The sequence below is a fragment of the Parabacteroides vesiculifaciens genome (assembly GCF_049860805.1).
Taxonomy (GTDB): domain Bacteria; phylum Bacteroidota; class Bacteroidia; order Bacteroidales; family Tannerellaceae; genus Parabacteroides.
This window is the reverse complement of record NZ_CP187555.1, coordinates 1,803,528-1,830,048: the sequence shown is the minus strand read 5'-3', so window position 1 is coordinate 1,830,048 and position 26,521 is coordinate 1,803,528. Positions and strand designations below refer to the sequence as shown.

The following is a 26,521-nucleotide window of genomic DNA, read 5'->3' as shown; positions in this document are numbered from 1 at the left end:
CTTATCACAAGTTTTAAGTAATGGCTATTACAATCTAACACACAATCAATAAACAAATGAGACATTATTCTATTCCATTAATGGGAGTTATGGGAGCTTTTTCCCTGCCGCTACTGGCGCAAATATCCCCTCAAAAGCCTAATATAGTAGTAATTGTTGCGGATGACTTGGGTTACGGAGACCTGAGTTGCTATGGTGCGACCGCTATTAATACTCCGGGAATGGACCGGATTGCGAACGAAGGACTGCGTTTTACGCAAGGCTATTGCACGGCGGCTACTTCAACGCCGAGCCGCTATTCTCTACTGACCGGCCTTTATCCTTGGACAAATACCGAGGCTAAGATCCTGCCGGGAAATGCCGCACTGATTATCAACACGCAGCAAGTGACCTTGCCGAAAGTGATGAAACAGGCCGGCTATGTGACCGGTTCCGTAGGCAAATGGCATCTGGGCCTGGGTGACGGCGGAGTAGACTGGAATAGAACCGTCTACCCCGGGGCGAAGGAAGTCGGGTATGACTATTCGTTTATCCAGGCGGCAACCAATGACCGGGTTCCTTGTATTTTTATCGAAAACGGCAAAGGTGTCGGTTTGCAACCGGATGATCCTCTCTATGTCAGCTATCGGGAAAACTTTGCCGGCGAGCCGACCGGAAAGGATAATCCTGAACTGCTTCGTATGCATCCCAGCGTAGGGCATGCCGGCTCTATCGTCAATGGCGTCCCCCGTATCGGTTTCCAGAAGGGCGGCAAGGCGGCACAATGGAAGGATGAAGACATGGCGGAGCTATTTCTCGAAAAGGCAAAAGGTTTTATGCAGGATAATAAAGACAAACCTTTCTTCTTATATTATGGTCTGCACCAGCCGCATGTGCCTCGCGTACCGAATTCGAAATTTGTCGGCAAGTCGGGTATGGGACCTCGTGGCGATGTCATCTTGGAAGCAGACTGGTGCGTGACGGAGTTTCTGAAAGAGATGGACCGCCTCGGCCTGACCGAAAATACGCTGGTGATCTTTACGAGCGATAACGGTCCCGTCCTGGATGACGGCTATCAGGACCAGGCGGTCGAGATGGTGGGAGACCATAAGATTGCCGGGCCGTATCGTGGCGGCAAGACAAGTCTGTATGACGGGGGAACCTGTGTTCCTTTCCTTCTTCGCTGGCCGGCAGCAGTCAAGCCGGCTGTTTCGGATGCGTTGGTTTGCCAGATGGACTTGCTGGCGTCGCTGGCGGCTCTGACGGGGCAGGCTTATCCGGATAAGACCGATAGCCAGAACACATTGCCAGTCTTTTTGGGGAATAGCGATCAGGGGCGCCGCGAACTGGTGATAGAAGGTTACTATAACTATGCTTTCCGACAGGGTGACTGGGTGATGATCCCGCCTTATCCCAATTATTACGGTGATCAGGAAGAGGCTGATTTTGCCGGCTTGAGCGATTCTTTCCAGTTGTATAATGTAAAGGATGATCCCGGGCAGCGCAATAATCTGGCAACCAAGGAGCCGCGCCGTCTACGGCAGATGATGATGCGCTTTGAGCAATTGAAAAGAGAGACTGGCAAAAAGACTAATTTTTAGTTTAATTACATACCTTTGCAGTCAGAACAAATTAATAATTATAAACATGAATAAGACACTTATGGCTGCCGGACTGGCAGTCGTTTTAGGAGCATGTAACTCATCGAAGAAAAGCGATGTGGCAGATGCTGCCGTTCCGAATCCTTTCTTTACTGAGTACACGACACCGTTTGGCGTTCCTCCTTTCGAACAAATCAAAGTAGAGCATTACAAACCTGCTTTCCTCAAAGGCATGGAGGAACAAACTGCTGAAGTGGAAGCAATCGTCAACAATCCCGACGAAGCTACTTTTGAAAACACGATTGTTGCACTGGACCGGAGCGGGGAACTGCTCATGAAGGTCGCCTATGCTTTCGGCGGCCAGGCAAGCGTTAACACCAACGACGAGATTCAGGCACTTGAACAGGAGCTTTCACCATTGCTTTCCAAGCATTCGGATGACATCAGCCTGAATCCTGAACTTTTTGCCCGCGTAAAATCCGTGTATGAGAATCAGGCAAACCTGAACTTGGACAAGGAACAGAAGAAGCTGCTCGAAGAAACCTATAAAGGGTTCGTGCGCGGCGGTGCCAACCTGGATGCAGGTAAACAGGCGGAGCTTCGTAAACTGAACGAACAGATCTCCATGCTGGAACTGACTTTCGGACAGAATTCGTTGAAAGAGACAAATGCTTTCCAGTTGGTTGTCGATAAGAAGGAAGACCTTGCCGGCCTGCCCGAAACATTGATTGCTGCCGCGGGAGAAGCGGCAAAAGAAGCCGGGATGGAAGGAAAATGGGTGTTCACCTTGCATAATCCGAGCGTGATGCCTTTCCTGACATATGCCGAAAACCGTGCTTTGCGTGAGAAAATCTATAATGCCTACATCTGCCGCGGCAACAACAACAATGCAAACGACAATAAGGACGTGATCAAAAAGCTGGTTTCCGCCCGTTTGGAGAAAGCTAAATTGTTGGGCTATGAAGACTTTGCCACATACGTGCTGGAAGAAAACATGGCGAAGGATGAAAAGAATGTATACGATTTGTTGAACAAGATCTGGACTCCCGCTCTTGTAAAAGCTAAGGAAGAACTGGCGGATATCAATGCCGAGATTAAGAAAGAAGGTGGTAATTTCGAAGCGGAAGCCTGGGATTGGCGTTATTATTTCGAAAAGGCTAAGAAAGCGAAGTTTGACTTAGACGAAAACGAAGTCCGCCCGTATCTGGAACTGAACAATGTCCGGGAAGGTGCTTTCTATGTGGCAAACAAACTGTACGGTATCACTTTTACTCCGTTGCAGGACATGCCGCTTCCCGATCCGGATGCTCAGGTTTTCGAATGTAAAGATAAGGACGGTACATCTTTAGGCGTACTCTATATGGACTTCTTTACCCGTCCGGGAAAGAGCGGCGGCGCCTGGTGCGGCGGTTACCGCGACCAGACGTATAAGGATGGCAAGCGCGTTGCTCCGGTCGTAACGACTGTGTTCAACTTCAGTAAGCCGGCAACGGGACAGCCCGCCTTGTTGAGTGCTGACGAGGCAGGGACCGTTTTTCACGAATTCGGACATGCCTTGAACGGCCTTTTTGCCGATGTGCATTATAATGGAGTGGCTGGCGTTCCCCGCGATTTCGTGGAACTTCCTTCGCAGGTGATGGAACACTGGGTGTTCGAACCGGAAGTCTTGAAAGTCTATGCCAAGCATCATGAAACGGGTGAAGTGATCCCGCAGGCGATTGTCGATAAAATAGTGAAGAGTGGCAAGTATGGGCAAGGTTTTGCAACAACCGAATATGTGGCTTCTTCTTTGTTGGATATGGACTATCATGTTCTGAAAGAGATCCCGGCTGATTTGGATATAGAAAAGTTCGAATCGGATGCTATGTACGGTCGCGGTTTGTTGAAACAGATCGCTCCTCGTTATTGGGGCACATATTTCGGCCATACGATGGAAGGTGGTTATACGGCCGGCTATTACAGCTATATCTGGGCGGAAGTGCTGGATTGCGATGCTTTCGAGGCCTTCAAGGAAACGGGTGACATCTTCAATCCCGAAGTGGCTGCCAAGTTCCGTACCTATGTCTTGTCGCCGGGAGGCATTGACGAAGGCATGGTCATGTACAAGAACTTCCGGGGTAAAGAACCGAGTATCGATCCGCTACTGCGTAATCGCGGATTGAAATAAGAATACTACTTTATTTAGCGCAAAAACCTCTGTTCTCACATGAGAGAATAGAGGTTTTTTTATTGTTACCGGACGGGTTTGTCCGTAACAAGGCACAATGTGTAATTTTGTAAAAACGACAATATCCCACTTAAAATATGAATTTTGCATAAGTTTTTGATATTTAGCAGTATGGAAAAATGACTGTTTGTTAAAAAATATTACCCTTGCGGGTAATTTGAATTAGATGGGGTAGAAAATCAAAATAGATGCGGTAGTAGTTTCGATTTGAACCAATGGCTTTTTTATGAATATGACAATAAGGTGTGAAACAGGCAGGGTATGTTCCGGATAAGAAGTGAAGCGGACGGTGACAAAATCAGCCGCGATCGTCCTGATCGTTTTTATCTTCGAAAGATATTGCCTATTTTTGTGACAATTACAGAATTTGTTATTTATCCATATATAAACCAAGAATAAGAATGAAGAGAACATTTATTGCAGCCGGTTTAGCTGTAGTGTTGAGTGCATACGGTTCACCCGGCAAAAGTGCGAATACAACGGGAAACCCTTTCCTGACAGAGTTTGCCACCCCATTTGGCGTCCCTCCGTTCGATAAGATTACGTTAGCCGATTACAAGCCTGCATTCCTGCAAGGTATGAAAGAACAGAAACAGGAGATCGATGCGATCGTGAACCAGCGTTCCGTGCCTGATTTCGAGAATACCATTGTGGCGCTTGATCAGAGCGGGAAGCTGCTGAAAAGAGTGAGTTCCGTGTTTTATGGCCAGAACAGCGTGAATACGAATGACGGAATGCAGGTGCTGAGCCGCGAACTTTCTCCGTTGCTTTCCAAACACAGTGACGATATCAGTCTGAACCCGGCTCTTTTTGCCCGTGTGAAAGCCGTTTATGACAATCAGGCCAAGTTTAATCTGGACAAGGAGCAGAAGAAGCTGCTGGAAGAAACTTATAAGGATTTTGTTCGTGGTGGTGCTAATCTGCCAGCCGGCAAACAGGAAAAGTTGCGGGAGCTGAACAGCCGTATCTCCATGCTTCAGCTTACTTTCGGCCAGAACATGCTGAAGGAAACAAACGCTTTCCGGTTAGTGATCGATAAAAAGGAAGACCTTTCCGGCCTGCCCGAAAGCTTGGTAGCGAATGCCGCCAAAGCTGCGGGGATGGAGGGCAAGTGGTTGTTCACGTTGCATAATCCGAGCGTGATGCCTTTCCTGCAATATGCGGATAACCGGGCCTTGCGTGAAAAAATATTCAACGGTTATATCAACCGGGGAAATAACGGCAATGAGGCCGACAATAATAAAGTGGTCCGAGACCTGATCACCCTGCGCCTTGAAAAGGCTAAACTGATGGGATATGACGATTATGCCTCTTTCGTTTTGGAAGATCGCATGGCGAAGTCTTCGGATAAAGTGTATGCTTTGCTGAACGAAGTCTGGACGCCTGCTCTCGCTAAAGCCAAAGAAGAGCTGGCCGATATCAATGCCGAGATCAGGAAAGAGGGCGGAAACTTCGAGGCGGAAGGCTGGGACTGGCGTTATTATTTTGAGAAAGCGAAAAAGGCGAAGTTCGACCTGGATGAGAACCAGATTCGTCCTTACCTGAAGCTGGATAATGTCCGCGACGGCGCTTTCTATGTCGCCAATAAATTATATGGAATCACTTTCACGCCGGTCCGGAATATTCCGTTACCCCATCCCGAAGCACAGGCTTTCGAGTGTAAGGATAAAGACGGTACGCACTTAGGAATCCTGTATTTCGATTTCTTTCCGCGTGCAAGCAAAAGGGGGGGAGCCTGGTGCGGAACCTATCGCTCGCAGACCTATCAGGATGGCAAGCGGCTGGCTCCGGTTGTTACGATCGTATGCAACTTTACCCAGCCTGCGGAAGGACAACCTGCCTTGCTGAGTGCCGACGAAGCGGAAACATTGTTCCATGAATTTGGCCATGGCCTGCATAATCTTTTCAAGGATGTCCATTATTACGGTGTGTCGGGCGTACCCCGCGATTTTGTCGAGCTGCCGTCCCAGATCATGGAACATTGGGTGTTCGAACCGGAAGTCCTGAAAGTATATGCGAAGCATTACCGGACGGGCGAAGTCATTCCGGCTGCCCTGATCGAGAAACTGGATAAGAGCGGCAAATACGGACAGGGCTTCGCTACGACTGAATATCTGGCTGCTTCGTTGCTCGATATGGATTTCCATATCCTGAAAGAAGTGCACGACGGTGCGGATGTCATGATGTTTGAAAAGGCGGTCCTGGGTGACCGGGGCTTGTTGGAACAAATACCTCCCCGTTACCGGACGACTTATTTCAACCATACGATGGGCGGCGGCTATACAGCCGGCTATTATAGTTATATCTGGGCGGAAGTGCTGGATGCCGATGCATATGAAGCCTTTAAGGAAACCGGCGATATCTTCGATCCTGGAATGGCTGCCAAATTCCGCACCTATGTCCTGACGCCGGGCGGAATCGACGATGCGATGGATATGTACAAGAACTTCCGCGGCAAGGAGCCGAACACGGAGCCTTTATTGAAGAACAGAGGTCTTAAATAATTCTATAATCGGATTTCGGAAGATGAAACAGACAGGATATAAGACAAAGGAGTACGGTGTGCCGACAAAGCGGTATTGCCAGACATTGGATCTGAAAGATGATCCCGGACTGATCGCCGAATACAGAAAGCGGCATACGGAGAACGAAGCGTGGCCGGAAATTCTGCAAGGCATACGGAGTGTCGGCATTCTGGAAATGGAGATTTATATCCTGGATAACCGTCTTTTCATGATCGTGGAAACTCCGCTCGATTTTGACTGGGACGAGGCTTTTACGCGGCTGGCTGCTTTGCCTCGCCAGGAGGAATGGGAAACGTATATGTCCGTCTTCCAGGTTGCCCGTCCGGGTGCCACCTCTGCAGAGAAGTGGCGGATGATGGAGCGGATGTTCCATTTATATTGATCCCGAAATGCCCCGGTTCGTCGGTCGCGTCCTGGGGCAAATTTCATCTGACAAGGCCATTTTTATAGAAATCATAGGCCCCATTTATCCTGTCAATCGAATCGGCTTGCAAGAGTATTTGTAGTTCACGGGTGAATTCCAGATGCCCCGTTCCGTTAGCTGTAACGATATTTTTGTCGCTGACGGCCTGCTGTTCCACATATCCCGCTTCATTGGTGTAATTTGCTTCCCCCCACAGTTTGAGTTGTGCCAATGTGTTGCCTGTGTGTTTGACGTTATTCAGAAAACCATGTGCACACATGAATGAGGCGGCGTTACAAATCGCCCCTACAATTTTTCCTTGCCTTAACGCTTCCCGGACGATAGGTGCAACCTGCTCCGCTTCCGGTGATTTCCATTGCATACCGCCGATCAAGACCAATGCGGCATAGTCGGATGGCATATTTTGAAAGCTATAATCCGGTAATGTGCGAAAACCGCCTATCGAATGAACTTCTTCCAAAGTCGGCGCGACTGTTTTGGATACGTATTTAATTTCACTATCCGGCATCACTCCGGTATTAAGGGACGTTGCTAAAAATGCACTTTCCCAATCCGCATAATCGTTAAGAATGAGAAATAGGACTTCTTTTTTCATTTGATCAATTTATATAGTTTCTGGCAAAGGTACAAAAAACTCCTGCGGCAGTCTTGAGACAAGCGTAATAATTAAAATCACCCCTGATTCGAACAGGTTCGAACCTGCGAAAACGGACTAAAAAAAAGAGACTACCCAAAAAGTCACTCTCCTGTCATGGCGGACTTGATCCGCTATCTTATACTAAGCGTTGATAATCAGCTTAGGATGCGATCCCGGGCAAGCCTGGGATGACAGGGTAATGACTTTTTAGACAGCCTTTTTCTTCTTTAGATTCTGATTTATTTTACCGTTACAGTAAGCGGCTGTTTCAGATCCTGTGCGAATTTCTGAACATAGTCGAACCACTTGGCGGAGTTTTCAAAGCCCCATTTACTCCAGCCGGCACCACTGTAATACGTATAACTGCTACCGGGATTGTAAGTGCTGTAAGCCAGTACATGGCCGTCTGCGCCGCGTTCCGCCTTTTCTTTGTCGGAGAATGTAACGGCTTTAGCTTCGTTGACCTTTTCCGGAAATACGGCGGCTACATAAATCTGTCCGTTCGCAGGGTCTGCAGGGTCGGCATAGGCGATGTAACCTTTGGCAGCGTCGGCCTGGTAGTCTTCGCTCGGCTCGTGCAAGACGATACCGGTCACAACCGGAGTCGCTTCAGTCAGGTTGTCGTAGGTGATGGTATATTTATTCATCTGGGAACCTGCATCGAGAGAGATCACGCGGGTTTCGATCACGTTGTTATTCTCTTTTACCGTCAGCGGATTGTAAACCAGCTTGACAGTAAAGCGCAACGGACCGTTGTCAAGAATCTGGTAATCTTTGTAGCAATACGGATAAACGATAGAGTCGTTGGCCAGCAAAGCCGAAGTTCCGGCACCTAACGTCGGGCCTACCTTATAGTAATCCAATCCGTTGCCATGATCGATATGATAGGAAACAGATTCAGCCAACTGTTGTGCGGCTTTCGGATCGCTTTTGCGCAGCTCTGCAATCTTAGCTCTTGTTTCCGGGTCCAGTTCGGTCTTATAGCGCATATCGACGATGGGTTCGGATACACATTTTACCCAGATATCACAACCATACGCTTTCTCGCCGCTAGCTTGCAAAGCCGGGCCGTAGGTACGGAAAGCGATGCGGTCGTTTTCCCAGGCAACATCGTCCACACGTTCGGGATATTGTTTGCCGCAAGCAATTGTTTTGAACGCTTCGGGGGTTCCCGGGGTGATCTTGTAGGCCACGTTTTCGCCGGCTTTGACGGAAACCGGGAAAATGATCTTGTTGTCATACGTTACCTGATAGGGAACTTGTGAGCCTGTGTTGTCCGAAATGATGAATGTCTCACCGTTCAGCTTGGCAACGGCGTCCGAACTGATTTCGGTGATTTCGTCCGTGCGGTCCGTGGCAGACGGATTGCTGATGGTTATTTCGACTACTTTCTCTTGCGTGCACGCAAACGCGGAGGCTGCTAACAATAAGCTGAAAATCTTTTTCATAAATCTGTTATGTGTTTAATTTTAATGTATTCGTTGATGCCGGTTTCTCAAAATCCGGTTGTAAAAGTAGGGAATATTCGTTAAGTTTTCAAAAGTAACCATCAGTTTGTTGAGCAGATTTCAGAATTTATCCGCCTGAATGAAGAAATTCGTTCCGAAAACTGGAATCTTTTCTTCATTCAGTTGGCAAGGGAAGGACGGCTGAAAGAATATTTATAGGTCCATCCGGATGATTTGTTTGTCAAATATAAAGCATATACTCGAGTTGTCCATCCATTCGATGTTGCTTTGTATCATAACGGGATCTGTGAACTCTTTTTGCTGATATCCGGTTATTTGCCTGTAAGATTGGGATATATAGTCGTAAATCCATACTTGAAAACTCCCGGAACGATCCGAAATAAAAGCAAGTTTCTGTTGGTCGGGAGATAGTGAAGGAGCATAATCGTTCCAATCGGAAGTTATGATCGAAGCGATGCTTTGTCCTGGTATGGATGCTTTGTAGATATTCTCGTTTTGTGGTCCTCCACTGAAAAGATATTCATTCTCATTTATCCAGCAAAGGCTCGAGAGGCCATAATTCTTATTAAAATTTTGGATAACCGTATCTTTCTTGTATGACAGGTTGAATATATGTATATTTTTTAATGAGGCATCCTGTGAGTAATATAGAAGCCGTTCATTATTAGGGGATATGAGTACCTCTTTGCTGCATTTTAAAGGATTGTCCGTGGGAAAAGGATTTATCTCTTTTGTTTTAAAATCGTACAAGAGAAGCTGCCCTTCTTTCAAGAAAAATATTTTTTCCCCTGTTCTGTCCCAACTGGGATTAGTTCCGTCTGTTGCAATTTGTTCTGTAGATGATCCGTCGGAATCTGTTAGCAGAATTGCAGAAGAATCATCATTATAATTAGGATCATAGTAAACGATTTTGTCTTGAACAGGATTATATGAGATGTGCTGCCCATAAGCATAATCTTGTTGTGCCACTGAAGTTATGACATATTGTGCCGGTTGGGGGTTGGGTACAACCATGATTGTCGGAGTCTGAATTGTAGGGAATCCTTTTTTATGGGACAAGGTATAGATGTAATACGGCTTACCGTTCACTGCCTTGAATGTATAGGAGTCGCTATCGTTGTTCAATTGGCCGGCTGTATAGATTTTGTCAAAAGGCCCGTCCGGATTGTTGGAGACATAGAGTTCGCACTGATCCGGTGCGTAGTATTCGGTTGGCGGCCCGTCAACTGTACCGCAGACAAATTTAGGGGTTCTGCTCAGGTCTATCCGGATAGATTGATCTCCTATAACCGGATACGCACTGAAAGAATCCATTGCGGAATGCTCGTAATCTATATCATTGCATCCGATCAGAGCCGAAAGAAGTAAAAAGCAAAGTCCTTGTGTCGTTTTCATAACTGAATGTTTTATGTGTTTATATAATAATGATGATTGAGCTCTCCAAAAGGTTGCACCGTCTTGTCATTACCCGTAAATGGATTATCATGGAAGTGGGAGGATAACCTAAAGATGCCTCCATAGTTGTCAGTGCCGCATCCATTCCGGGTTTGACAACTTGTATGACGATGGAGGCCGTGCTTTCCGAGCGGAGGATAAAGTCTTGCTCGACAAACCTGCCGGAACGACGGTTCGGATCTCCGTCCTCTTTCATAAGTCCGATATCCATCAGGCTGTTATAAAAAGAGCAGGATGCTTTCCTGAAGATATTACGGGGTGTGAAACCTTCTGCTTCCATCTCTTTGAAGATTTTCCGGGCATTGTCATATCGTATATAACCTAAACCTGCATCTTTGCAGCCTTCAAAAGAAAAATTCGTATAGATAATATAGCCGTCAGGGGCGAGAGCCGGGTCGTTCACATCCAATTTTAACGTCAACGTTGCAAAACGTACATAAATAATACACTTGTCCGGATAATATTAGGTTCAAATATAAAGCATAATTCATTATTACCTAAAAAAGATTTTGTTTTGAAGAATGCTGATTCATATAATAATGTATCTTTGTAAAGGAGCCTTATGATGAAAGTCGGGGCCAAAGATTGATGAAAAGAAGGTTTTGCTATAGATAATTTAGATAATCATTAAATCGAAAGATCATGGGAGTAAAGAAGAATTTTGTGCTTGACACGAATGTCATATTGCACGATTACAAGTGTATTGAGAACTTTCAGGAGAATGATATTTATCTTCCGATCGTTGTGTTGGAAGAGTTGGATAAGTTTAAAAAGGGAAGCGACCAGATTAATTACAACGCCCGCGAGTTTGTACGCGAGTTGGATACGTTGACCAGCAACGATCTCTTTTTAAAAGGCGCCTCTTTGGGACCGGGCAAAGGTGTTTTGCATGTGGTGACCGGTGATAAATATCAGGAAAAGATCTACCAGTCGTTCCCGGAAAAGACCGCGGACCATCGTATTTTGTCATGTACGCTCTCGGTTGCCGAAGCAGAGAAAGACCGGAAGGTAAAAACTATTCTGGTAACGAAGGATGTGAACCTGCGGATGAAAGCGCGTTCATTGGGTATCGAAGTGGAGGATTATATAACTGACAAGGTTATTAATGTCGATATTTTTGAACGTGCACAAGATACTTACGAAAATATAGATCCCGATTTGATTGATAAGATGTATGCTTCACCTGACGGTGTCGATGCTGATCTGTTCGATATAAAGTCGAAGCTGGATCCGAACGAATGTTTTATCTTAAAGAGCGTTCGTAATACTGTCTTGGCCCGTTATAATCCCTTTACAAACAAATTCAAAAAAGTAGACAAGAGCAGTAATTATGGCATTCAGCCTCGCAATGCGGAACAGAGTTTTGCTTTTGAGGTGCTGAATGATCCGGATGTGAAACTTATCGGGCTGACAGGAAAAGCCGGTACTGGTAAAACCTTGCTGGCTTTGGCTTCGGCCTTGAAACAAGCGAATGTTTATAAGCAGATCCTGTTGGCGCGTCCTATTGTCGCTTTGGCAAATAAGGATCTGGGGTTCCTTCCTGGTGATGAAAAGCAGAAGGTGGCTCCTTATATGCAGCCCTTGTTTGATAATCTGAATGTGATCAAAGGGCAGTTTACGCCCGGTGGCTCGGATGCCCGTAAGATAGATGATTTGCAAAAGAACGGGCAACTTGTGATTGAGGCATTGGCCTTCATCCGTGGTCGAAGCCTTTCGGAAACATTCTGTATCATCGATGAGGCACAGAACCTGACTCCGCATGAGATCAAAACGATTATCACCCGTGCGGGAGAAGGAACGAAAATGGTATTTACCGGGGATATCCAGCAAATCGACTCTCCTTATCTGGATGCACAGAGCAATGGTCTTGCTTATATGGTTGATAAGATGAAAGGGCAAGAACTGTTTGCCCACATCAATCTGATAAAAGGCGAACGTAGCCAGTTATCCGAATTAGCTTCCGATTTGCTCTAAGGATGGCTTTACGGCTTGTGGCTAAAGTTTGTAGTCATTGAAAGCCCCCTTGGTTTAGTTTGCTATTGAAAAATCTCTCTCTAATTCAAAATTAGAGGGAGATTTTTCAATAGGGGTGTTTTTGAATGGTTGAGAAGAAAATAAATACTATAACAGAAGATGAAACAATTAGTTGCGTGTTGCGGATTAGATTGCGAAAGTTGCGATGCCCGCATAGCTACTGTCAGAGATGATAATGAGTTAAGAGAAAAGACCGCCCAAAAGTGGAGTGTAATGAACAACGCACCTGAGATTACGGCAGCAACCATAAATTGTATGGGTTGTCGTGTGGACGGAGCGAAATTTGCGTATTGTAGTGATTATTGCGAAATCCGTAAATGTGTAAATAAAAAAGGATTTAATACTTGTGGCGACTGCAAAGAATTGGATGATTGTCAGATAGTTGGTGCCGTTCTCCAGCATGCTCCCGGTGCAAAAGAAAATCTTCTGTCTTCGACTGCTATCTGAAGTCTGAAAAAGATAATCCGATATATTTTACTGTTTTTGTGTTTTTTCGTATTATTGCATACGAATACTCATACAGCTAAAATAGAACTTTATGGATATCCTTCTCATTATCCTGGGGATGCTTTGTTTGCTGGCCGGCCTGGCCGGTTGTTTCTTGCCTGTATTGCCCGGTCCGCCTGTCTCATATGCGGGCTTGCTGCTTTTGCATTTTACAGACAAAGTTCATTTTAGTACTACGCAATTGATCTTATGGGCTTTGCTGGTCGTAATTGTCCAGGTTATGGATTATGTGACGCCCATGTTGGGCACGAAATACAGTGGAGGCGGCAAATGGGGGAATTGGGGATGCATGATCGGGACGATTGCCGGACTTTTCATCTTTCCTCCCTGGGGCATACTGATCGGTCCGTTTGCTGGAGCTGTAATCGGTGAGTTGCTTGGGGGAAAGAAGTCTGCCGAAGCATTTAAGGCTGGATTAGGGGCTTTTATCGGTTTTCTGTTCAGTGTGGTAGTGAAAGTATCGGTTTGCGGCTATTTTATCTATTGCTTTGTTGCAGCGCTATTCTGATCTGCTCTACTTTTTCCGGTGTACACGGATAGATTCGGGTATGATACAAACGATCAGTTGGGATCTTTGCCATTTGTAGCATTGCTGGAAAAGGATCATGGCTACCGAGATGAATATTGCCGCCCCGATGGCTACCTGTAAAGGAAACCAGTAAAGATCCTGTTGCGGGATGATCATCGGGACAAGGGCGACCGCTCCGGCTGGGGCAAATAATTTACCACTCCATTCAAATAGGGTAAACAAGCAGAAGAAGATCAGGCATGCGATGACACTTTCCGGTAGGCCGAGATATAGATGTCCTGCCAGTTGGAAAAGTGTACCGATAGTCGCCACTATTACTAATAATAGGTATGTCTGGGTCGGCCGGCTTCTGAATCCGGCTTTTGAAGTAGCAAATTCCACATAGGTCACGACCAGTGGCGGAAGGATGCAATATTTCCATGATGCATAGATTGGCAGTGCTGCTATTATCAGTAACGAAATAAACAATAAGCCCCATTTAATGAGCCTCTTTTTCTTTTCAGTCTGATCGGGGATATATTCGATTTTTTCCCGTAACCTTTGTTTTTCCATCCACACTTGTCCCGATACAATCATCAGCGACATGATGAATACGGCTACCGGATATACCCAACTGTCTGTCTGTAACAAGACAGGAAGCATGCAAGCGGAGATTTGAGGAATCAAGGTTGTTCTTGACAGTATCAGGCATATTGCCGGAAAGAGAAAGGATAAGAGTAAATTTATGATCAAAGGAAATGGAGAAAAAATGACGATACAGATACCAACCAATGCATTTATCGTCATCAGGAATACCAAAAGGAAACGGTTGATCTTCCAAACTCTTTTGTCAACTATCCACATTCCGATTACCAGTGCGGCCATTTCCGGGAAGATGATTTCCTTTTCTTCCAGACCTTCGGCCATTCCTATCATCAGCAGGATCATAAATAGTGCGTAGATATATCTTTTTCGTTTTGCTACTTCGGGCTGTAGCCGGTTATTTGTCCTCCCGGACAATTCCTGATCGTTCATATTTCCCTCATATTGATTAAAATGCATAACAGAATCGCGACAAAGATAATGTTTTATTGAAAATATATTTAGAAAAGAACCGGAATATGTTAAAACCTTATTTCTGCTTTTTTTGTTACCTTTGTAAATTAATAGGGCTGTGGCAAATAATTATCGAGTATGAAAAAGATTATTAATCCCTGGGAGGGACTGGATGGATACATGTGTTTTGGCTGTGCTCCGAGTAACCCGATGGGACTTCACATGGAGTTTTATGAGGATGGCGACGATATAGTGGCTTACTGGGAGCCGGAAGCTCATTATCAAGGTTGGTTGAACACGTTGCATGGCGGAATCCTGACAACATTGATGGACGAACTGGCGGGCTGGGTGGTGCTTAGGAAGTTGCAGACTTCGGGAATGACTTCCCGTTTGGATGCCCGTTTTCTGAAAAGTCTTTCCACCCGTGAACCCAGACTGACTATCCGGGGACGTATTAAAGACCGTAAACGAAATGCAATCTTTATCGAAACTGAAATCTATAACTCGCAAGATGAATTATGTACGCGTGCAGACTTGGTCTATTTCATTGTCACGCAGGAGCAGGCGACGGAAAAATTTCATTTCGCAGGATGCAAAGCAGAAGGTGAATAAACAATAAAACATAAATAACAAATGAAGTATATTGGAGCACATGTGTCGGCATCAGGTGGAGTTGAGAATGCTCCGGTGAATGCGAATGCGATCGGGGCGGAGGCTTTTGCCTTGTTCACCCGTAATCAGCGTCAATGGAAATCCGCTCCGTTGACAAAAAAGAGTATTTCCCTTTTCAAGGAACGTTGTGAAGAATTCGGTTATACGGCAGAGCATATTCTTCCGCACGACAGTTACCTGATCAATCTGGGACATCCGGAGGCCGAAGGTCTGCAGAAGTCACGGGATGCTTTTCTGGACGAGATGCAACGTTGTGAACAACTGGGACTGGACCGTCTGAATTTTCATCCCGGAAGCCATCTGAACCAGATGGATGTGGAGGACTGTCTGACACGCATAGCCGAATCGGTCAACTGGGTGCTGGACCAGACTTCGGGTGTCTGTGCCGTACTGGAAAATACTGCCGGGCAGGGGACCAACTTGGGATATACCTTCGAGCAGTTGGCTTACATTATAAATAAGGTAGAAGATAAATCACGTGTCGGGGTCTGTATCGATACTGCCCATACGCTGGCGGCAGGCTATGATATCAAGACTGCCGAAGGTTTTACGGATACATTCCGCCGCTTTGACGAAATAATCGGTTTCTCTTATCTGCGAGGTATGCATATTAACGACTCCAAGAAAGACCTGGCAACCCGTGTGGACCGCCATGACAGTATCGGAAAAGGAGTAATGGGATTGACTACCTTTAAAATGTTGATGGAAGATCCCCGGTTTGATAATATTCCTTTGATTCTGGAAACACCGGATGAGTCTATTTGGGCGGAAGAGATTGAATATCTGTATTCTATATAAAAGCGAAAGGAGCGGCTTTCACAAGTCACTCCTTTCTATTTAACCAAAACCTTAACTATGAAAGCCCAAATGTACAATGAATTTTCTAAACGAGCAAGAGTTGGGAGAGATAAGTTCTACTTTTGCGAATAAATAACAAATTAAATACATTATATTATGTTTATTTTAATGCCTGTCATCTTTGTCTTAGGGATTCTTGCAATTGCATTGGAGGATAAGATAAAGATAAATAAAGCTGCGATAGCTCTGTTTATGGCAATATCACTGTGGATGATATTGATGTTTGATGCCTATAATATTTTTGTCGAACGCTCCAGTCCTTTGTTTCAGGAGTTCCTGACTCAAAATCCGGAAATGGCAAATGCCCCTTTGAAAGATCAATTCATTACATTTATTACAAATCGTTCGATTGTTTACCATTTAGGGAATGTAGCCGAAACGCTTTTCTTTGTCATGTGTTCCATGTTGATTGTCGATATCGTGGACAAGCATGGTGGTTTCCGCTCTGTTACCGGATATATCCGCACGGCCAACAAGAGGAAATTATTGTGGTATATAAGTTTTGCCGCTTTTTTCTTCTCTGCTTTGTTGGATAATCTGGCCGCTGCTATTGTGGTCATGGCTGTGTTGCGGAAATTGGTTCCGGATAGGACGGATCGTTTGAAGTATGCCTGTATGGTCATTATTGCCGCAAATGCCGGTGGTTCATGGTCTCCGATCGGCGATGTGACCACCATTTTGCTCTGGGTGGGTAAGAATGTCACGGCTATGCACCAGATTTCCCATGTGTTCATCCCGGCATTAATCAACCTGCTTGTGCCTCTGACGATTGCCAATTTCTGGTTGTTTAAGAAAGATGCTACTTTACGCGTGATGAGCGAAGAGGAAATGGCAGACGAATATACACCGGAGATTCCGAACCATTCTCGCCGGGTCATCTTTGTGATCGGCGTTCTTTCACTGGCACTGGTTCCGGTCTTCCAGATGTTGACGAATCTTCCGCCTTTCCTGGGTGTTTTGCTGGGGTTGGTGATCTTGTGGTTTTATACGGATATTATGTATAGCAAGTTGCATATGCACGAATCTAATAAATTGCGTATTTCCCAGTTGCTTCCGAACATCGACCTGGCGACGATCTTTTTCTTCCTGGGCATCCTGATGGCGGTAGGAGCTTTGGAAACTTCCGGCCAGTTAGGATTGATGTCGGCTTTCTTGGACAAGCATGTGCACGAACCTTATCTGATTAGTTTTGTGATCGGTGTTCTGTCCTCTTGTGTGGATAACGTGGCTTTGGTGGCTGCAACAATGGGTATGTACCCGATTGTACCGGATGCAGCTAATCTGGCTTCTTACGCACAGTTCTTCGTTTCGGACGGAGGTTTTTGGACATTCCTTGCCTACTGTGCCGTGACTGGTGGTAGCATCCTGATCATCGGTTCTGCAACCGGCGTTACGGTGATGGGGTTGGAAAAGATCGATTTTATGTATTATACAAAACGATTTTCAATACTGGCACTGATCGGCTATTGCTGCGGTGCCGGCGTATATATGTTATTATTTGCATAAACTTTATTTATATGAGAAAAACATGGATTTTGATGGCAGCCTGTGCCGTTATGCTTTCCGCAGTGGAAGCCGTTGCATGCACGGGGCTGTTGGTGGGAAAGAAAGCCTCGGTGGATGGCTCCGTTATGATTAGCTATGCGGCAGATTCGCATACGCTATATGGTGAACTGTACCGTTGGCCGGCAGCGACCTGGCCGAAAGGGGCGATGCTGGATATCATCGAGTGGGATACCCATAAACCGCTGGGAAAGATCCCGCAGGTTGAGCAGACTTACTCTGTAGTCGGTAATATGAATGAACATCAGGTGGCGATTACGGAAAGTACTTTCGGGGGCCGCTCCGAACTGGTCGACACGACCGGTATCATGGATTACGGTAGCCTGATTTATGTAGCTTTGCAACGTTCCAAGACGGCGCGGGAGGCTATCCGGGTTATGACCGGTTTGGTTAAGGATTATGGCTACTATAGTAGTGGCGAAACATTTTCCATTGCCGATAAGAATGAAGCCTGGGTGATGGAAATGATCGGTAAAGGGCCGGGTAATAAAGGGGCTGTCTGGGTGGCTATCCGCATTCCGGACGATTGTATTTCGGCTCATGCCAACCAATCACGCATCCAGCAGATCCCGTTTAACGATAAGGAAAACTGCATCTATTCACCGGACGTTGTCTCTTTTGCCCGTGAAAAAGGCTATTTCAGCGGGAAGGACAAGGATTTCAGTTTCCAGAAAGCCTATTGCCCGTATGATTTCGGTTCTTTGCGTGGTTGTGAAGCCCGTGTATGGTCTTTCTTCCGCAAATATGACAAGTCGATGGACCAATATGCCGACCTGATCAAAGGGGACGTGACGAAAAAGCCGATGCCTTTGTATGTCAAACCGGATCGTTTGTTATCTGTTCAGGATGTGCAGAACGGTATGCGCGACCATTTTGAAGGTACGGATCTGGATATGACAAAAGATGCCGGTGCCGGTTCTTACAAGGTTCCCTACCGTTGGCGTCCGATGACTTTCGAAGTGGACGGTCAGGAATATACGAACGAACGTGCGATTGCCACGCAGCAGACCGGCTTTGTGATTGTTCCGCAGATGCGTAACTGGTTGCCGGATGCTGTCGGTGGTATTCTCTGGTTCGGGGTGGACGATGCGGATATGGCAGTCTTTACGCCGATCTATTGTTCGGTGACCGCTTCTCCCGAATGTTACCGTGTCGGAAACGGCGATATGATGAATTTCTCCTGGACATCCGCATTCTGGATTCATAACTGGGTGGCTAATATGGCGTATGGCAAATATAGCTATATGATTCAGGATATCCGCCCTGTCCAGCAGGAGTTGGAGAATGGCTATCAACAAACGGTCCCGGCTATCGATAAGGCGGCGATGGAATTATATGCCAGGAACCCGGCGGAAGCAGTCAAGTTCCTGACCTGGTTCAGTACAACGACTGCCGACCAGGCTACGGCTCGCTGGAAGAAGTTGGGAGAATACCTGTTAGTCAAATATATGGACGGTAACGTAAAGAAGGAGGAAAACGGACAATTCAAGCAGAATGGTTACGGACTATCCGAATATCCGGATTTCCCCGGCTATGATGAGGAATATTATCGCAGTATTGTAAAGAGTGCAGGTGATAGATTAAAAGTAAAATAGTATATTTGCCGATATTGTTGAACTAAAAAAATAAGGTATGAAAAAATTAGTTGTTATGTTGATGCTGGCTTTGTTCAGTATGGGTGCTTATGCACAGACACAGCAGGGGCAATCGTCGTTTGGATTTAATTTAGGTTACAATTTTAATGACATTGGCAATGCTACTATTGGCATCGATTACCGTTATTGTGTGACTGATGAGTTCCGTCTGACTCCGTCTATTACTCATTTTGTAAAGAATGATGGTTTGAATGCATGGGCGATCGATATGAATGCCCATTATGTGTTTAAATTGAGTGATATGTTTGGTTTTTATCCGTTGGCCGGGTTAAGCCTTTCTTTCTGGAAAGCAGGTCCCTTCAATGAAACCCGCTTTGGAGCCAATGTCGGTTTAGGTGGTGAAGTGTATGCTACAGACCGGATTTCTGTCGGATTGGAAGCTAAATATAACATTATAAAAGATTTGGATGCCGCAGCATTGGCTGTACGTGTCGGATATAATTTCTAAGTAATCGGATATTTGTACATATAAGAAAGGGGAGTGGCGACACATCCCCTTTTTTTGTTCTTAAATTAGACAATACCGCTTCTTCTTTATCATGATTATGTATTGGATCAGGGCAACCGCATCAAAAACCTCATTTCTTGGCAAAGGTAAATCTGTCTTTTTGATAAATTTCATACAATAAGTTCTCCAAAAAGGAGGATATTTATATTTGTCTGTTATCCAGTGATTTGTACTATTTCGAGTTTCTTAAAAAATATTACCCGCAAGGGTAATTTGAAATATATGGGGTAGAAAACCAAATTAGATGCGCTACTGTTTCGATTCAGACCAACGGGTATTTTAGTGAATCGTACAATAAGTAATAGATGACAATAAGATTCGTTTTGAGGAAATAATGAGCCAATTAAATGATGATTTATGGGTGTGAAACATGGATGACATGGTCATGCAAAATGATTGTCGTTCCGTAGGGGCAGGTTCTAAACCTGCCCGATATCGACAAATATACATGTTGCAATCGGGCGGGTTTAGAACCCGCCCCTACAGCGACACCTTAAATATACCCATAAATCATCATTTATGATTCACATCTGTCAAGAAACAAACTGTGTTTTGATGTGTTTTTCCTGGTATTTGATTGAATATTAGGTGGCTATGATTCTTCGCTCTACCATTGTTTATATGTGTCGAACGTAATGTTTTTGAAATTGGGAATCACCTGATATACTTTGCCCTTTAAAGAGTCTTCGGAATTAGTCGTGCTAAGCCCGATAACCCGCATACCCGCATTTGTCCCGGCCTGTATTCCGGCAAAAGAATCCTCAAATACCAGACAGTCGGAAGGCGATACATGCAGATCGGAGGCGGCAAGTAAATAACACATCGGATCCGGTTTACCTTTAGTAATCCGGTCGGCACTCACCACTGTATCGAACAGATTGTCGAGTTTCAAAAGGCGAAAGGCCCGTTTTAGCTTGACATCATCGGAGCTGGTGACCAAACCGATTTTTATACCTTTGCTTTTCAGAAGATGAATAAATTCCATCGCACCCGGAACAGGAGGAAAAGGCATTTTTTGTTCGAAATCCATTGATTCGCGGGTTACCATTTCTTTAAATTCTTCCGACCGGTCGGAGAAATATTTATCAAGTATATAAGGTAATGTCGTCCCTTTGATATGGGATGCAAAATTGGGGATTCCTGTCTGGTAGCGTTCTCCCGCTTCATTCCAGTAAATATCGTAAATAGGTTCTGTGTCTACGACCACACCGTCGAAGTCAAAAAAAGCAGTCTTCATAAACTGTTGTTCCATAAAAATCAATTCATTTAAAATAATTTGCCTGCAAATATACTTTTAATTGGAATATAATTAGTTACATTTGCGTAAAATCACAAAAATCGTTAGACCATGAAGACACGATTTATTTTCCTTTTTGTTGTTTTATTTTGTATCGTACCCTTTTTACAGGCACAATCATTGGCAGACCGTATTGGCGTTTGCGCTTCTGTAAATAAAGCTCCTTTGTTGAAACAGGCGGGTTGTTCTTATGTAGAGATCGGCATCCGCTCTTTTCTGGTTCCGGATAAGCCGGACAGTATTTTCGAAGCTAATTTGCAGGCGGCAAAAGATGCTGTATTACCGTTGTATTCGGGAAATAGCTTTTTCCCCGGAGATCTCCGGCTGACCGGGCCGGATGTTTGTCTGGATAAGATTATGGAATATGGAGAGGTTGCGATCAGACGTGCCCGGGAAGCCGGGATTAAGGTGTTGGTACTGGGGAGTGGAAGCGCCCGTAATATTCCCGACGGCTTCAGTAGGGAAGAGGCTACCGGGCAATTTACTGCCTTATGCCGGAGGCTGGCCCGGTATGCTGCCGGTTATGATGTGTGTATCGCAATCGAGCCTTTGCAAAGTTCGGAAACCAATTTTATTAATACGGTACGCGAAGGGACTGCGATTGCAGAGAAGGTTAACCATCCTAATTTGGGGGTGTTGGCGGATTTCTTCCACATGCTGCGAGAAAATGAAGATGCGGAAGCATTGGTCGATGCCGGTAAATGGTTGAAACATTGTCATATTGCTGAGAAAGAAATCCGTTCTGCACCGGGGGTGAAAGGGGATGATTTTACGCCGTTCTTCAAGGCGTTGCACCGGGCCGGATATACCGGTTCGCTTTCGATTGAATGCAAATGGGAGAATATGGATGATCAATTGGCTGCTTCTGTAGCCTCAATTAAGGAACAAATTTATAAATCTTATTGACTTTTTTGAGAATTAGTATCGTAGAAGTATAAAAACTTCTATCTTTGTGCACGTGCACATGAAGAAAGACTAATGTAAATTGATTGTCTAACTAATTATAATATCAATAAAACAAAATGAAAGCGTATTTAAAATTAGCAGCTTTGTCATTGACCTTGCTGTGTGGTGCATGCCAGCCAAACGACGGATGGCAGAAATTGTTTAACGGGAAAGATTTCACCGGTTTTAAGCAATTGAACGGGGAAGCTCCTTACCGTGTGGAAGATGGTTGTATGGTCGGCAAATCCGTATCCGGCCAGCCGAATAGCTTTATGGCTACCGAACAGGATTATGGCGATTTCATCCTGGAATTTGAAGTGAAGTGTGATCCGAGCCTGAATTCCGGTGTACAGTTCCGTAGCGAGAGCTTGCCGGAATACCAGAATGGACGTGTACACGGTTACCAGTGTGAAATAGACCCGTCCGATCGTGCCTGGAGCGGAGGCGTTTATGATGAAGCACGTCGCGGATGGTTGGTTCCTTTGACGGATAATGATGCCGGCCGTGCCGCTTACAAAAGAGATGACTGGAATAAGTATCGTATTGAAGCCATTGGTAACAGCATCCGTATCTGGTTGAACGGCGTGAATACGGCAAACTTGGTAGATGATCTGACTCCGAAAGGCTTTATCGCTTTCCAGGTTCATGGAATCGGCAAAGATACATCTAAAGAAGGCAAAGAAATCTGGTGGCGTAATATCCGTATTAAAACGGAAAACCTGGAAGCTGAGCGCATGCAGGGTCAGTTGGCTCCGGAAGTAAACTGTATTCCGAATACGTTGACAGAAACAGAAAAAGCTGCCGGTTGGAAGCTATTGTTTGACGGTAAGACTTCTGCCGGATGGCGTGGTGCCGGAAAGGATGCATTCCCCGAAAACGGGTGGAAGATCGAAAATGGCGAATTGACAGTTATGAAAAACGGCGGTCCGGAAGGCAAAAGAGGCGGTGATATCCTGACAAACGATGAGTTTGGTGCATTCGAACTGAGCTTTGAATTTAAGTTGACTCCGGGTGCTAATAGCGGTATGAAATATATGATCCAGGAAAGCGAAAAGAATAAAGGCTTCGTGATCGGTCCGGAATTCCAGGTATTGGACGACCAGCTTCATCCGGATGCCAAGTTGTACACGACTTATCCCGGTAGCCGTACGGTTTCCAGCTTGTACGATATTATCCCGGCGAAAAACAAACGTTTCAATGGTGTCGGACAATGGAACAAGGGTGTTATCAAAGTATTCCCTAACAAACACGTCGAACATTGGATGAACGGCTTTAAGACCGTTGAATATGATTGGGCTTCGGATGCATTCCTCGAATTAGTGAAGGGTAGTAAATTCGCGAAGAAAGAATATAATGAATTCGGTGGCTTCGGTACTGCTGAAAAAGGCCATATCCTTTTGCAGGACCACTGGGACGAAGTTTCTTACCGTAATATCAAGATTAGAGAACTCAAATAGTTAACTAAAAAACAGGAACCATGACAACACGTAGAGATTTCCTTAAACACAGCGCCTTGGGCGCAGCCGGTCTGACTATTGGCGGACTGGGGTTCAGTACAGAGAGTTACGCTAACATAATGGGCGCAAACGAGAAGATTCGTGTGGGTATCGTCGGCTTTTCAGACCGTGCCCGCCATTCTCTGATCCCTGCTTTTATGGCTTGTGCCGATGAGTTGGGATTTGAAATCGTCGCTATTTCCGACATCTGGAAACGGCGCAGGGAAGAAGGCGTTGCTTTCTTCCAGGAGAAATATGGAAAGAAGGTGAAAGCATTCCGTAACAACGAAGAACTGTATGACGCAAAAATGTGTGATGCGGTGATCGTCGCCACTTCAGACTTCCAGCACGCCTTGCACTGCATCGAAGCGGTTAAAGCCGGATGCGATGCTTATGTAGAGAAACCTTTTGCTGAAACAATGGAGGATGCCCGTGCCGCCCGCAAAGCTGTGTTGGAAAGTGGAAAGATCGTGCAGATTGGTTCCCAGCGCCGTTCGGCTCCTAACTACCATGCCGCCAACGATTTTATCCGTTCCGGTAAGTTCGGCAAGATCACGATGGTGGAAATGTGCTGGAACGTGAACCAGCCCGGACGCTGGCGTCGCCCGGCGTTGGTTGCACAATGTTTTGAAAAAGATACTGACTGGAAACGCTTCCTGCTGAATCGTCCGTATGAAGAATGGGATCCGCGTAAATATCTGGAATATCGCCTGTTCTGGCCGTATTCTTCCGGCATACCCGGACAGTGGATGTCGCACCAGATCGATACGGTACACTGGTTTACGGGTTGTAACCATCCGAACAGTGTCGCTGCCAATGGCGGAATCTATCAATGGAATGACGGACGCCGCAGTTATGATACGATGACGGCTGTCTTTGATTATGGAAAAGCAGGTGAGAATTTCCAGGTGGTATATTCTTCCCGTATGCATAACTCGGCAGGAGGAACAAAAGAGTTGTACTTCTCCAATGGCGGTACGTTGAATCTGGATACGAATAAGGTAACATCGGAAGGTGGCCTGACCAAACGTTTTGCTGATGAAATGGGAATGCAACCGAACTTGTTGGAAGAATACGAATTGCCGTCTATCAAGGTGGAAACAGGTTCCAACACCGGAGCCGATCCGATGACAAACCTGCATATGCGCAACTGGATGGAATGCGTAAAGAGCCGCAAGCAACCGAATGCTCCGGTAGATGCCGGTTATAACCACTCCATCGCCAACATCATGTGTACAGCTTCTCTTCGTACAGGAGAAAAAGCTACGTTTGACGAAGCAAGACAGGAAGTGCTTGCCGGCGGCAAAGTCTTTAAATATTGATTATTCGTTCTGTAAGAAGCTGCATAGTACGATTCTTTGACGTACGTCGGCAATAACATTCTTTGTGGAGGTAAGTAAGCTGAATGTGTACTTATCTCCATAATTTTTTTGTACTGTTTCCAAGTCTTTCACGGTACAGAAAAAGAAGCCGCTTACCGGCTGTTCCTGCCCGAAATTATGGAACTTGTTGCCCAGATAGAAATTCAGCCCGTAAAGATTAGCGTATGTCTTCAGATCATTCATCACATACATATTCATGTCATCCAACGGATATTCTTTCTGAACCTGCTCGGCAAACGGGCGGGCGGAACTTCCTTGGCGTATACCGCGCATGACAACCCCGTCGATCAGCAGGTTAATGGCAAAAGCCAATGCGATCGTTGCATACAGGATCTTAATATTGATCTTCTTGAACATCTGGTAATAGACTGTTGCCAGAATAGCCAAAAGAACGATCAGGATACATATTGTCAGCCCGCAGGGATGTGCGAACATATTCGATACCAACTCGACCGTTTCCAATGTGGATTGACGGCTTGTGTACTGGCTCGCAATCCTGACGGGATCGATTGCCCTGGCCATCGTCAAGCCGATGGCGATCACGACAACGGCCGTGATGGAAGCCATGAATGCAGCGAATACACGGGTTACTTTCGTCCGGTATTCCGTAATATACAAGGTATATTGAGCCAGGAATATTGCAATAAACGGATAAGCCGGCATCAGATATACGCTTCGTTTGCTGGAAGGTATCGAGTAGAAGAAGATTATGCAAACCAATGCCACCAGGCTGAACAGTTTCTCTTTTTCCATCGACCGGATATTATTCCAGATATCTGCCAGCATCTCCTTCACCGGCTTTTCCGGTTTGTGCAGCTTCAATCCGAATAAAGAGAAAAAGAAGAAGATTGTCCAGGGAATAAATCCTGCAGCCAATGTCATGAAGTTATACCAGACTCCGTTCTCGTGTCCCAGATTGTAATGTATTTCAGGCGTGCTGAGATGGAAGAAGCGCCCGAAATTCTCTGCCAGTACCACATTCAGGAATGCATCGCCACCCTGCTTCCAGGCTGCAACGTACCACAATAGGGGCAGGAACAGAGAAGAAATACCTGCATAAAGAAGTGCTTTGAATATCACTAAATAAGAATATTTGCGAAGCATCAACAAATAGACTCCGAAGACAAACAGCGGCAGGATTATACCTACAGGCCCTTTTGTCAGCACGGCACAGCCCAATAAGGCCGGAATAGCGACCGGCACGCCTTTAAGTTCCAGTTTGTCTTCCCATCGATACAGCTGGAAAAGCCCGATCACGATAAATGTCGTCAGCAACATATCCACACGTGTCGTCATGGCGGCCCGGTGTATCTCGATGCATGTGATTAGTAATAATGTCGCTATGAATGCCTGCTGGAACCGCAACCGTTTGCCAAAGAAAACCAGCGTAAAGCCGATCAGTATAATAAAGGCCAGCGCAGACGGCAGGCGGGAAGTGAACTCGGAAACATATCCCTGCGGCAGGGAAGCGGCTGCCATCAGCCAGTGTGCCAACGGCGGCTTGTAAGCAAATTCGTTTGCATAGACCTGTGGCAAAACCCAGTTGCCGGTTTCGAGCATGGAAACGGCTACGGCCGCTTCACGGGGTTCTCCCTTAGTCGAAAAATCTCCCAGCCCGATCCAGGGAAGGACGGAGATTATGCAAATGACGATAACCATCGTTACCGGCTTTTGCAGATAAAGATATTGAAGAGTAGGTGTGCGCATAGTTTAAATCGGTAAG

Annotated in this window: 22 protein-coding genes; 15 read left to right on the top strand and 7 right to left on the bottom strand. The window is 45.7% G+C overall.

The window, feature by feature from the left end; translation table 11 throughout:
• Positions 1–80 precede the first annotated feature (80 nt).
• The 4 genes from ACPYIV_RS07490 (at position 81) to ACPYIV_RS07475 (ending at position 6,714) form a co-directional block, all read left to right on the top strand.
• Positions 81–1,580, top strand: a complete 1,500-nt coding sequence (locus ACPYIV_RS07490; protein ID WP_425886505.1) for a sulfatase family protein — start codon at positions 81–83, stop codon at positions 1,578–1,580.
• A gap of 46 nt (positions 1,581–1,626) precedes the next feature.
• Positions 1,627–3,747 (top strand): M3 family metallopeptidase, encoded by a 2,121-nt coding sequence (locus ACPYIV_RS07485; RefSeq protein ID WP_425886252.1) that lies wholly within the window; start codon positions 1,627–1,629, stop codon positions 3,745–3,747.
• 461 nt (positions 3,748–4,208) lie between these two features.
• Positions 4,209–6,311 carry a M3 family metallopeptidase gene (locus ACPYIV_RS07480; protein ID WP_425886251.1) on the top strand — a complete coding sequence of 701 codons (2,103 nt, stop codon included), beginning with the start codon at positions 4,209–4,211 and terminating at the stop codon, positions 6,309–6,311.
• A gap of 22 nt (positions 6,312–6,333) precedes the next feature.
• A complete protein-coding gene (locus ACPYIV_RS07475) occupies positions 6,334–6,714 on the top strand; it encodes an L-rhamnose mutarotase (protein WP_293733849.1) in 381 nt (126 codons plus the stop codon).
• Positions 6,715–6,757: 43 nt separating this feature from the next.
• Here the strand turns inward: ACPYIV_RS07475 and ACPYIV_RS07470 are convergent, their stop codons facing one another.
• From ACPYIV_RS07470 to ACPYIV_RS07455, 4 genes are all read right to left on the bottom strand, one after another.
• A complete protein-coding gene (locus ACPYIV_RS07470) occupies positions 6,758–7,351 on the bottom strand; it encodes a type 1 glutamine amidotransferase family protein (protein ID WP_425886250.1) in 594 nt (197 codons plus the stop codon).
• Positions 7,352–7,632: 281 nt separating this feature from the next.
• Positions 7,633–8,841 (bottom strand): DUF4861 domain-containing protein, encoded by a 1,209-nt coding sequence (locus tag ACPYIV_RS07465; RefSeq protein WP_293733847.1) that lies wholly within the window; start codon positions 8,839–8,841, stop codon positions 7,633–7,635.
• A gap of 213 nt (positions 8,842–9,054) precedes the next feature.
• Positions 9,055–10,257, bottom strand: coding sequence for a hypothetical protein (locus ACPYIV_RS07460; protein WP_425886249.1), 1,203 nt, complete (start codon positions 10,255–10,257; stop codon positions 9,055–9,057).
• 19 nt (positions 10,258–10,276) lie between these two features.
• Positions 10,277–10,738: a hypothetical protein gene (locus tag ACPYIV_RS07455; RefSeq protein ID WP_425886248.1), complete on the bottom strand. Its 462-nt coding sequence runs from the start codon at positions 10,736–10,738 to the stop codon at positions 10,277–10,279.
• Positions 10,739–10,959: 221 nt separating this feature from the next.
• Between ACPYIV_RS07455 and ACPYIV_RS07450 the strand changes: the two genes are divergently transcribed.
• The 3 genes from ACPYIV_RS07450 (at position 10,960) to ACPYIV_RS07440 (ending at position 13,366) form a co-directional block, all read left to right on the top strand.
• On the top strand, positions 10,960–12,291 hold the full coding sequence (locus ACPYIV_RS07450; RefSeq protein WP_293733844.1) for a PhoH family protein: 1,332 nt from the start codon (positions 10,960–10,962) through the stop codon (positions 12,289–12,291).
• Between the two features lie 159 nt (positions 12,292–12,450).
• On the top strand, positions 12,451–12,798 hold the full coding sequence (locus ACPYIV_RS07445) for a DUF3795 domain-containing protein (RefSeq protein WP_425886247.1): 348 nt from the start codon (positions 12,451–12,453) through the stop codon (positions 12,796–12,798).
• A 91-nt stretch (positions 12,799–12,889) separates the two neighbouring features.
• Entirely contained in the window at positions 12,890–13,366 is a 477-nt protein-coding gene (locus ACPYIV_RS07440) for a DUF456 domain-containing protein (protein ID WP_293733842.1), read from the top strand.
• Between the two features lie 6 nt (positions 13,367–13,372).
• On the opposite strand, the gene ACPYIV_RS07435 is transcribed toward ACPYIV_RS07440, so the two are convergent.
• Positions 13,373–14,401, bottom strand: coding sequence for an HPP family protein (locus ACPYIV_RS07435; RefSeq protein ID WP_425886246.1), 1,029 nt, complete (start codon positions 14,399–14,401; stop codon positions 13,373–13,375).
• Between the two features lie 159 nt (positions 14,402–14,560).
• Between ACPYIV_RS07435 and ACPYIV_RS07430 the strand changes: the two genes are divergently transcribed.
• The 5 genes from ACPYIV_RS07430 to ACPYIV_RS07410 all read left to right on the top strand — a co-directional run bounded on the left by ACPYIV_RS07430 (position 14,561) and on the right by ACPYIV_RS07410 (position 19,618).
• Positions 14,561–15,034, top strand: coding sequence for a PaaI family thioesterase (locus tag ACPYIV_RS07430; RefSeq protein WP_008147783.1), 474 nt, complete (start codon positions 14,561–14,563; stop codon positions 15,032–15,034).
• Between the two features lie 21 nt (positions 15,035–15,055).
• Entirely contained in the window at positions 15,056–15,892 is an 837-nt protein-coding gene (gene nfo / locus ACPYIV_RS07425) for a deoxyribonuclease IV (RefSeq protein ID WP_425886245.1), read from the top strand.
• A gap of 156 nt (positions 15,893–16,048) precedes the next feature.
• Positions 16,049–17,458 carry a sodium:proton antiporter NhaD gene (gene nhaD, locus ACPYIV_RS07420; RefSeq protein WP_293733838.1) on the top strand — a complete coding sequence of 470 codons (1,410 nt, stop codon included), beginning with the start codon at positions 16,049–16,051 and terminating at the stop codon, positions 17,456–17,458.
• 11 nt (positions 17,459–17,469) lie between these two features.
• Entirely contained in the window at positions 17,470–19,110 is a 1,641-nt protein-coding gene (locus tag ACPYIV_RS07415; protein WP_425886244.1) for a dipeptidase, read from the top strand.
• A 37-nt stretch (positions 19,111–19,147) separates the two neighbouring features.
• A complete protein-coding gene (locus tag ACPYIV_RS07410; RefSeq protein WP_293733836.1) occupies positions 19,148–19,618 on the top strand; it encodes an outer membrane beta-barrel protein in 471 nt (156 codons plus the stop codon).
• Positions 19,619–20,285: 667 nt separating this feature from the next.
• On the opposite strand, the gene ACPYIV_RS07405 is transcribed toward ACPYIV_RS07410, so the two are convergent.
• The gene (locus ACPYIV_RS07405; protein ID WP_299361199.1) at positions 20,286–20,930 is read right to left on the bottom strand and encodes an HAD family hydrolase; all 645 of its coding nucleotides are present in this window, start codon (positions 20,928–20,930) and stop codon (positions 20,286–20,288) included.
• Between the two features lie 96 nt (positions 20,931–21,026).
• On the opposite strand from ACPYIV_RS07405, the gene ACPYIV_RS07400 reads away from it, so the two are divergent.
• The 3 genes from ACPYIV_RS07400 to ACPYIV_RS07390 all read left to right on the top strand — a co-directional run bounded on the left by ACPYIV_RS07400 (position 21,027) and on the right by ACPYIV_RS07390 (position 24,738).
• Positions 21,027–21,881, top strand: coding sequence for a sugar phosphate isomerase/epimerase family protein (locus tag ACPYIV_RS07400; RefSeq protein ID WP_293734432.1), 855 nt, complete (start codon positions 21,027–21,029; stop codon positions 21,879–21,881).
• Positions 21,882–21,997: 116 nt separating this feature from the next.
• Complete coding sequence (locus ACPYIV_RS07395; protein ID WP_293734431.1) at positions 21,998–23,377, top strand: 3-keto-disaccharide hydrolase; 1,380 nt, start codon at positions 21,998–22,000, stop codon at positions 23,375–23,377.
• Between the two features lie 20 nt (positions 23,378–23,397).
• Positions 23,398–24,738 (top strand): Gfo/Idh/MocA family oxidoreductase, encoded by a 1,341-nt coding sequence (locus tag ACPYIV_RS07390; RefSeq protein ID WP_293734430.1) that lies wholly within the window; start codon positions 23,398–23,400, stop codon positions 24,736–24,738.
• Here ACPYIV_RS07390 and ACPYIV_RS07385 read toward each other — a convergent pair whose 3' ends face one another.
• Entirely contained in the window at positions 24,739–26,505 is a 1,767-nt protein-coding gene (locus tag ACPYIV_RS07385; RefSeq protein WP_425886243.1) for an ArnT family glycosyltransferase, read from the bottom strand.
• Positions 26,506–26,521 lie beyond the last annotated feature (16 nt).

What these genes read in the sequence shown, in the direction of transcription:
- ACPYIV_RS07485 (WP_425886252.1), top strand. Translation starts at nt 1,627, where the DNA reads ATGAATAAGACACTTATGGCTGCCGGACTGGCAGTCGTTTTAGGAGCA.
- ACPYIV_RS07465 (WP_293733847.1), bottom strand. Translation starts at nt 8,841, where the DNA reads ATGAAAAAGATTTTCAGCTTATTGTTAGCAGCCTCCGCGTTTGCGTGC.
- ACPYIV_RS07415 (WP_425886244.1), top strand. Translation starts at nt 17,470, where the DNA reads ATGAGAAAAACATGGATTTTGATGGCAGCCTGTGCCGTTATGCTTTCC.
- ACPYIV_RS07385 (WP_425886243.1), bottom strand. Translation starts at nt 26,505, where the DNA reads ATGCGCACACCTACTCTTCAATATCTTTATCTGCAAAAGCCGGTAACG.
- ACPYIV_RS07395 (WP_293734431.1), top strand. Translation starts at nt 21,998, where the DNA reads ATGAAAGCGTATTTAAAATTAGCAGCTTTGTCATTGACCTTGCTGTGT.
- ACPYIV_RS07475 (WP_293733849.1), top strand. Translation starts at nt 6,334, where the DNA reads ATGAAACAGACAGGATATAAGACAAAGGAGTACGGTGTGCCGACAAAG.
- ACPYIV_RS07490 (WP_425886505.1), top strand. Translation starts at nt 81, where the DNA reads ATGGGAGTTATGGGAGCTTTTTCCCTGCCGCTACTGGCGCAAATATCC.
- ACPYIV_RS07440 (WP_293733842.1), top strand. Translation starts at nt 12,890, where the DNA reads ATGGATATCCTTCTCATTATCCTGGGGATGCTTTGTTTGCTGGCCGGC.
- ACPYIV_RS07405 (WP_299361199.1), bottom strand. Translation starts at nt 20,930, where the DNA reads ATGGAACAACAGTTTATGAAGACTGCTTTTTTTGACTTCGACGGTGTG.
- ACPYIV_RS07450 (WP_293733844.1), top strand. Translation starts at nt 10,960, where the DNA reads ATGGGAGTAAAGAAGAATTTTGTGCTTGACACGAATGTCATATTGCAC.
- nfo (WP_425886245.1), top strand. Translation starts at nt 15,056, where the DNA reads ATGAAGTATATTGGAGCACATGTGTCGGCATCAGGTGGAGTTGAGAAT.
- ACPYIV_RS07470 (WP_425886250.1), bottom strand. Translation starts at nt 7,351, where the DNA reads ATGAAAAAAGAAGTCCTATTTCTCATTCTTAACGATTATGCGGATTGG.
- ACPYIV_RS07430 (WP_008147783.1), top strand. Translation starts at nt 14,561, where the DNA reads ATGAAAAAGATTATTAATCCCTGGGAGGGACTGGATGGATACATGTGT.
- nhaD (WP_293733838.1), top strand. Translation starts at nt 16,049, where the DNA reads ATGTTTATTTTAATGCCTGTCATCTTTGTCTTAGGGATTCTTGCAATT.
- ACPYIV_RS07460 (WP_425886249.1), bottom strand. Translation starts at nt 10,257, where the DNA reads ATGAAAACGACACAAGGACTTTGCTTTTTACTTCTTTCGGCTCTGATC.
- ACPYIV_RS07390 (WP_293734430.1), top strand. Translation starts at nt 23,398, where the DNA reads ATGACAACACGTAGAGATTTCCTTAAACACAGCGCCTTGGGCGCAGCC.
- ACPYIV_RS07445 (WP_425886247.1), top strand. Translation starts at nt 12,451, where the DNA reads ATGAAACAATTAGTTGCGTGTTGCGGATTAGATTGCGAAAGTTGCGAT.
- ACPYIV_RS07400 (WP_293734432.1), top strand. Translation starts at nt 21,027, where the DNA reads ATGAAGACACGATTTATTTTCCTTTTTGTTGTTTTATTTTGTATCGTA.
- ACPYIV_RS07480 (WP_425886251.1), top strand. Translation starts at nt 4,209, where the DNA reads ATGAAGAGAACATTTATTGCAGCCGGTTTAGCTGTAGTGTTGAGTGCA.
- ACPYIV_RS07410 (WP_293733836.1), top strand. Translation starts at nt 19,148, where the DNA reads ATGAAAAAATTAGTTGTTATGTTGATGCTGGCTTTGTTCAGTATGGGT.
- ACPYIV_RS07435 (WP_425886246.1), bottom strand. Translation starts at nt 14,401, where the DNA reads ATGAACGATCAGGAATTGTCCGGGAGGACAAATAACCGGCTACAGCCC.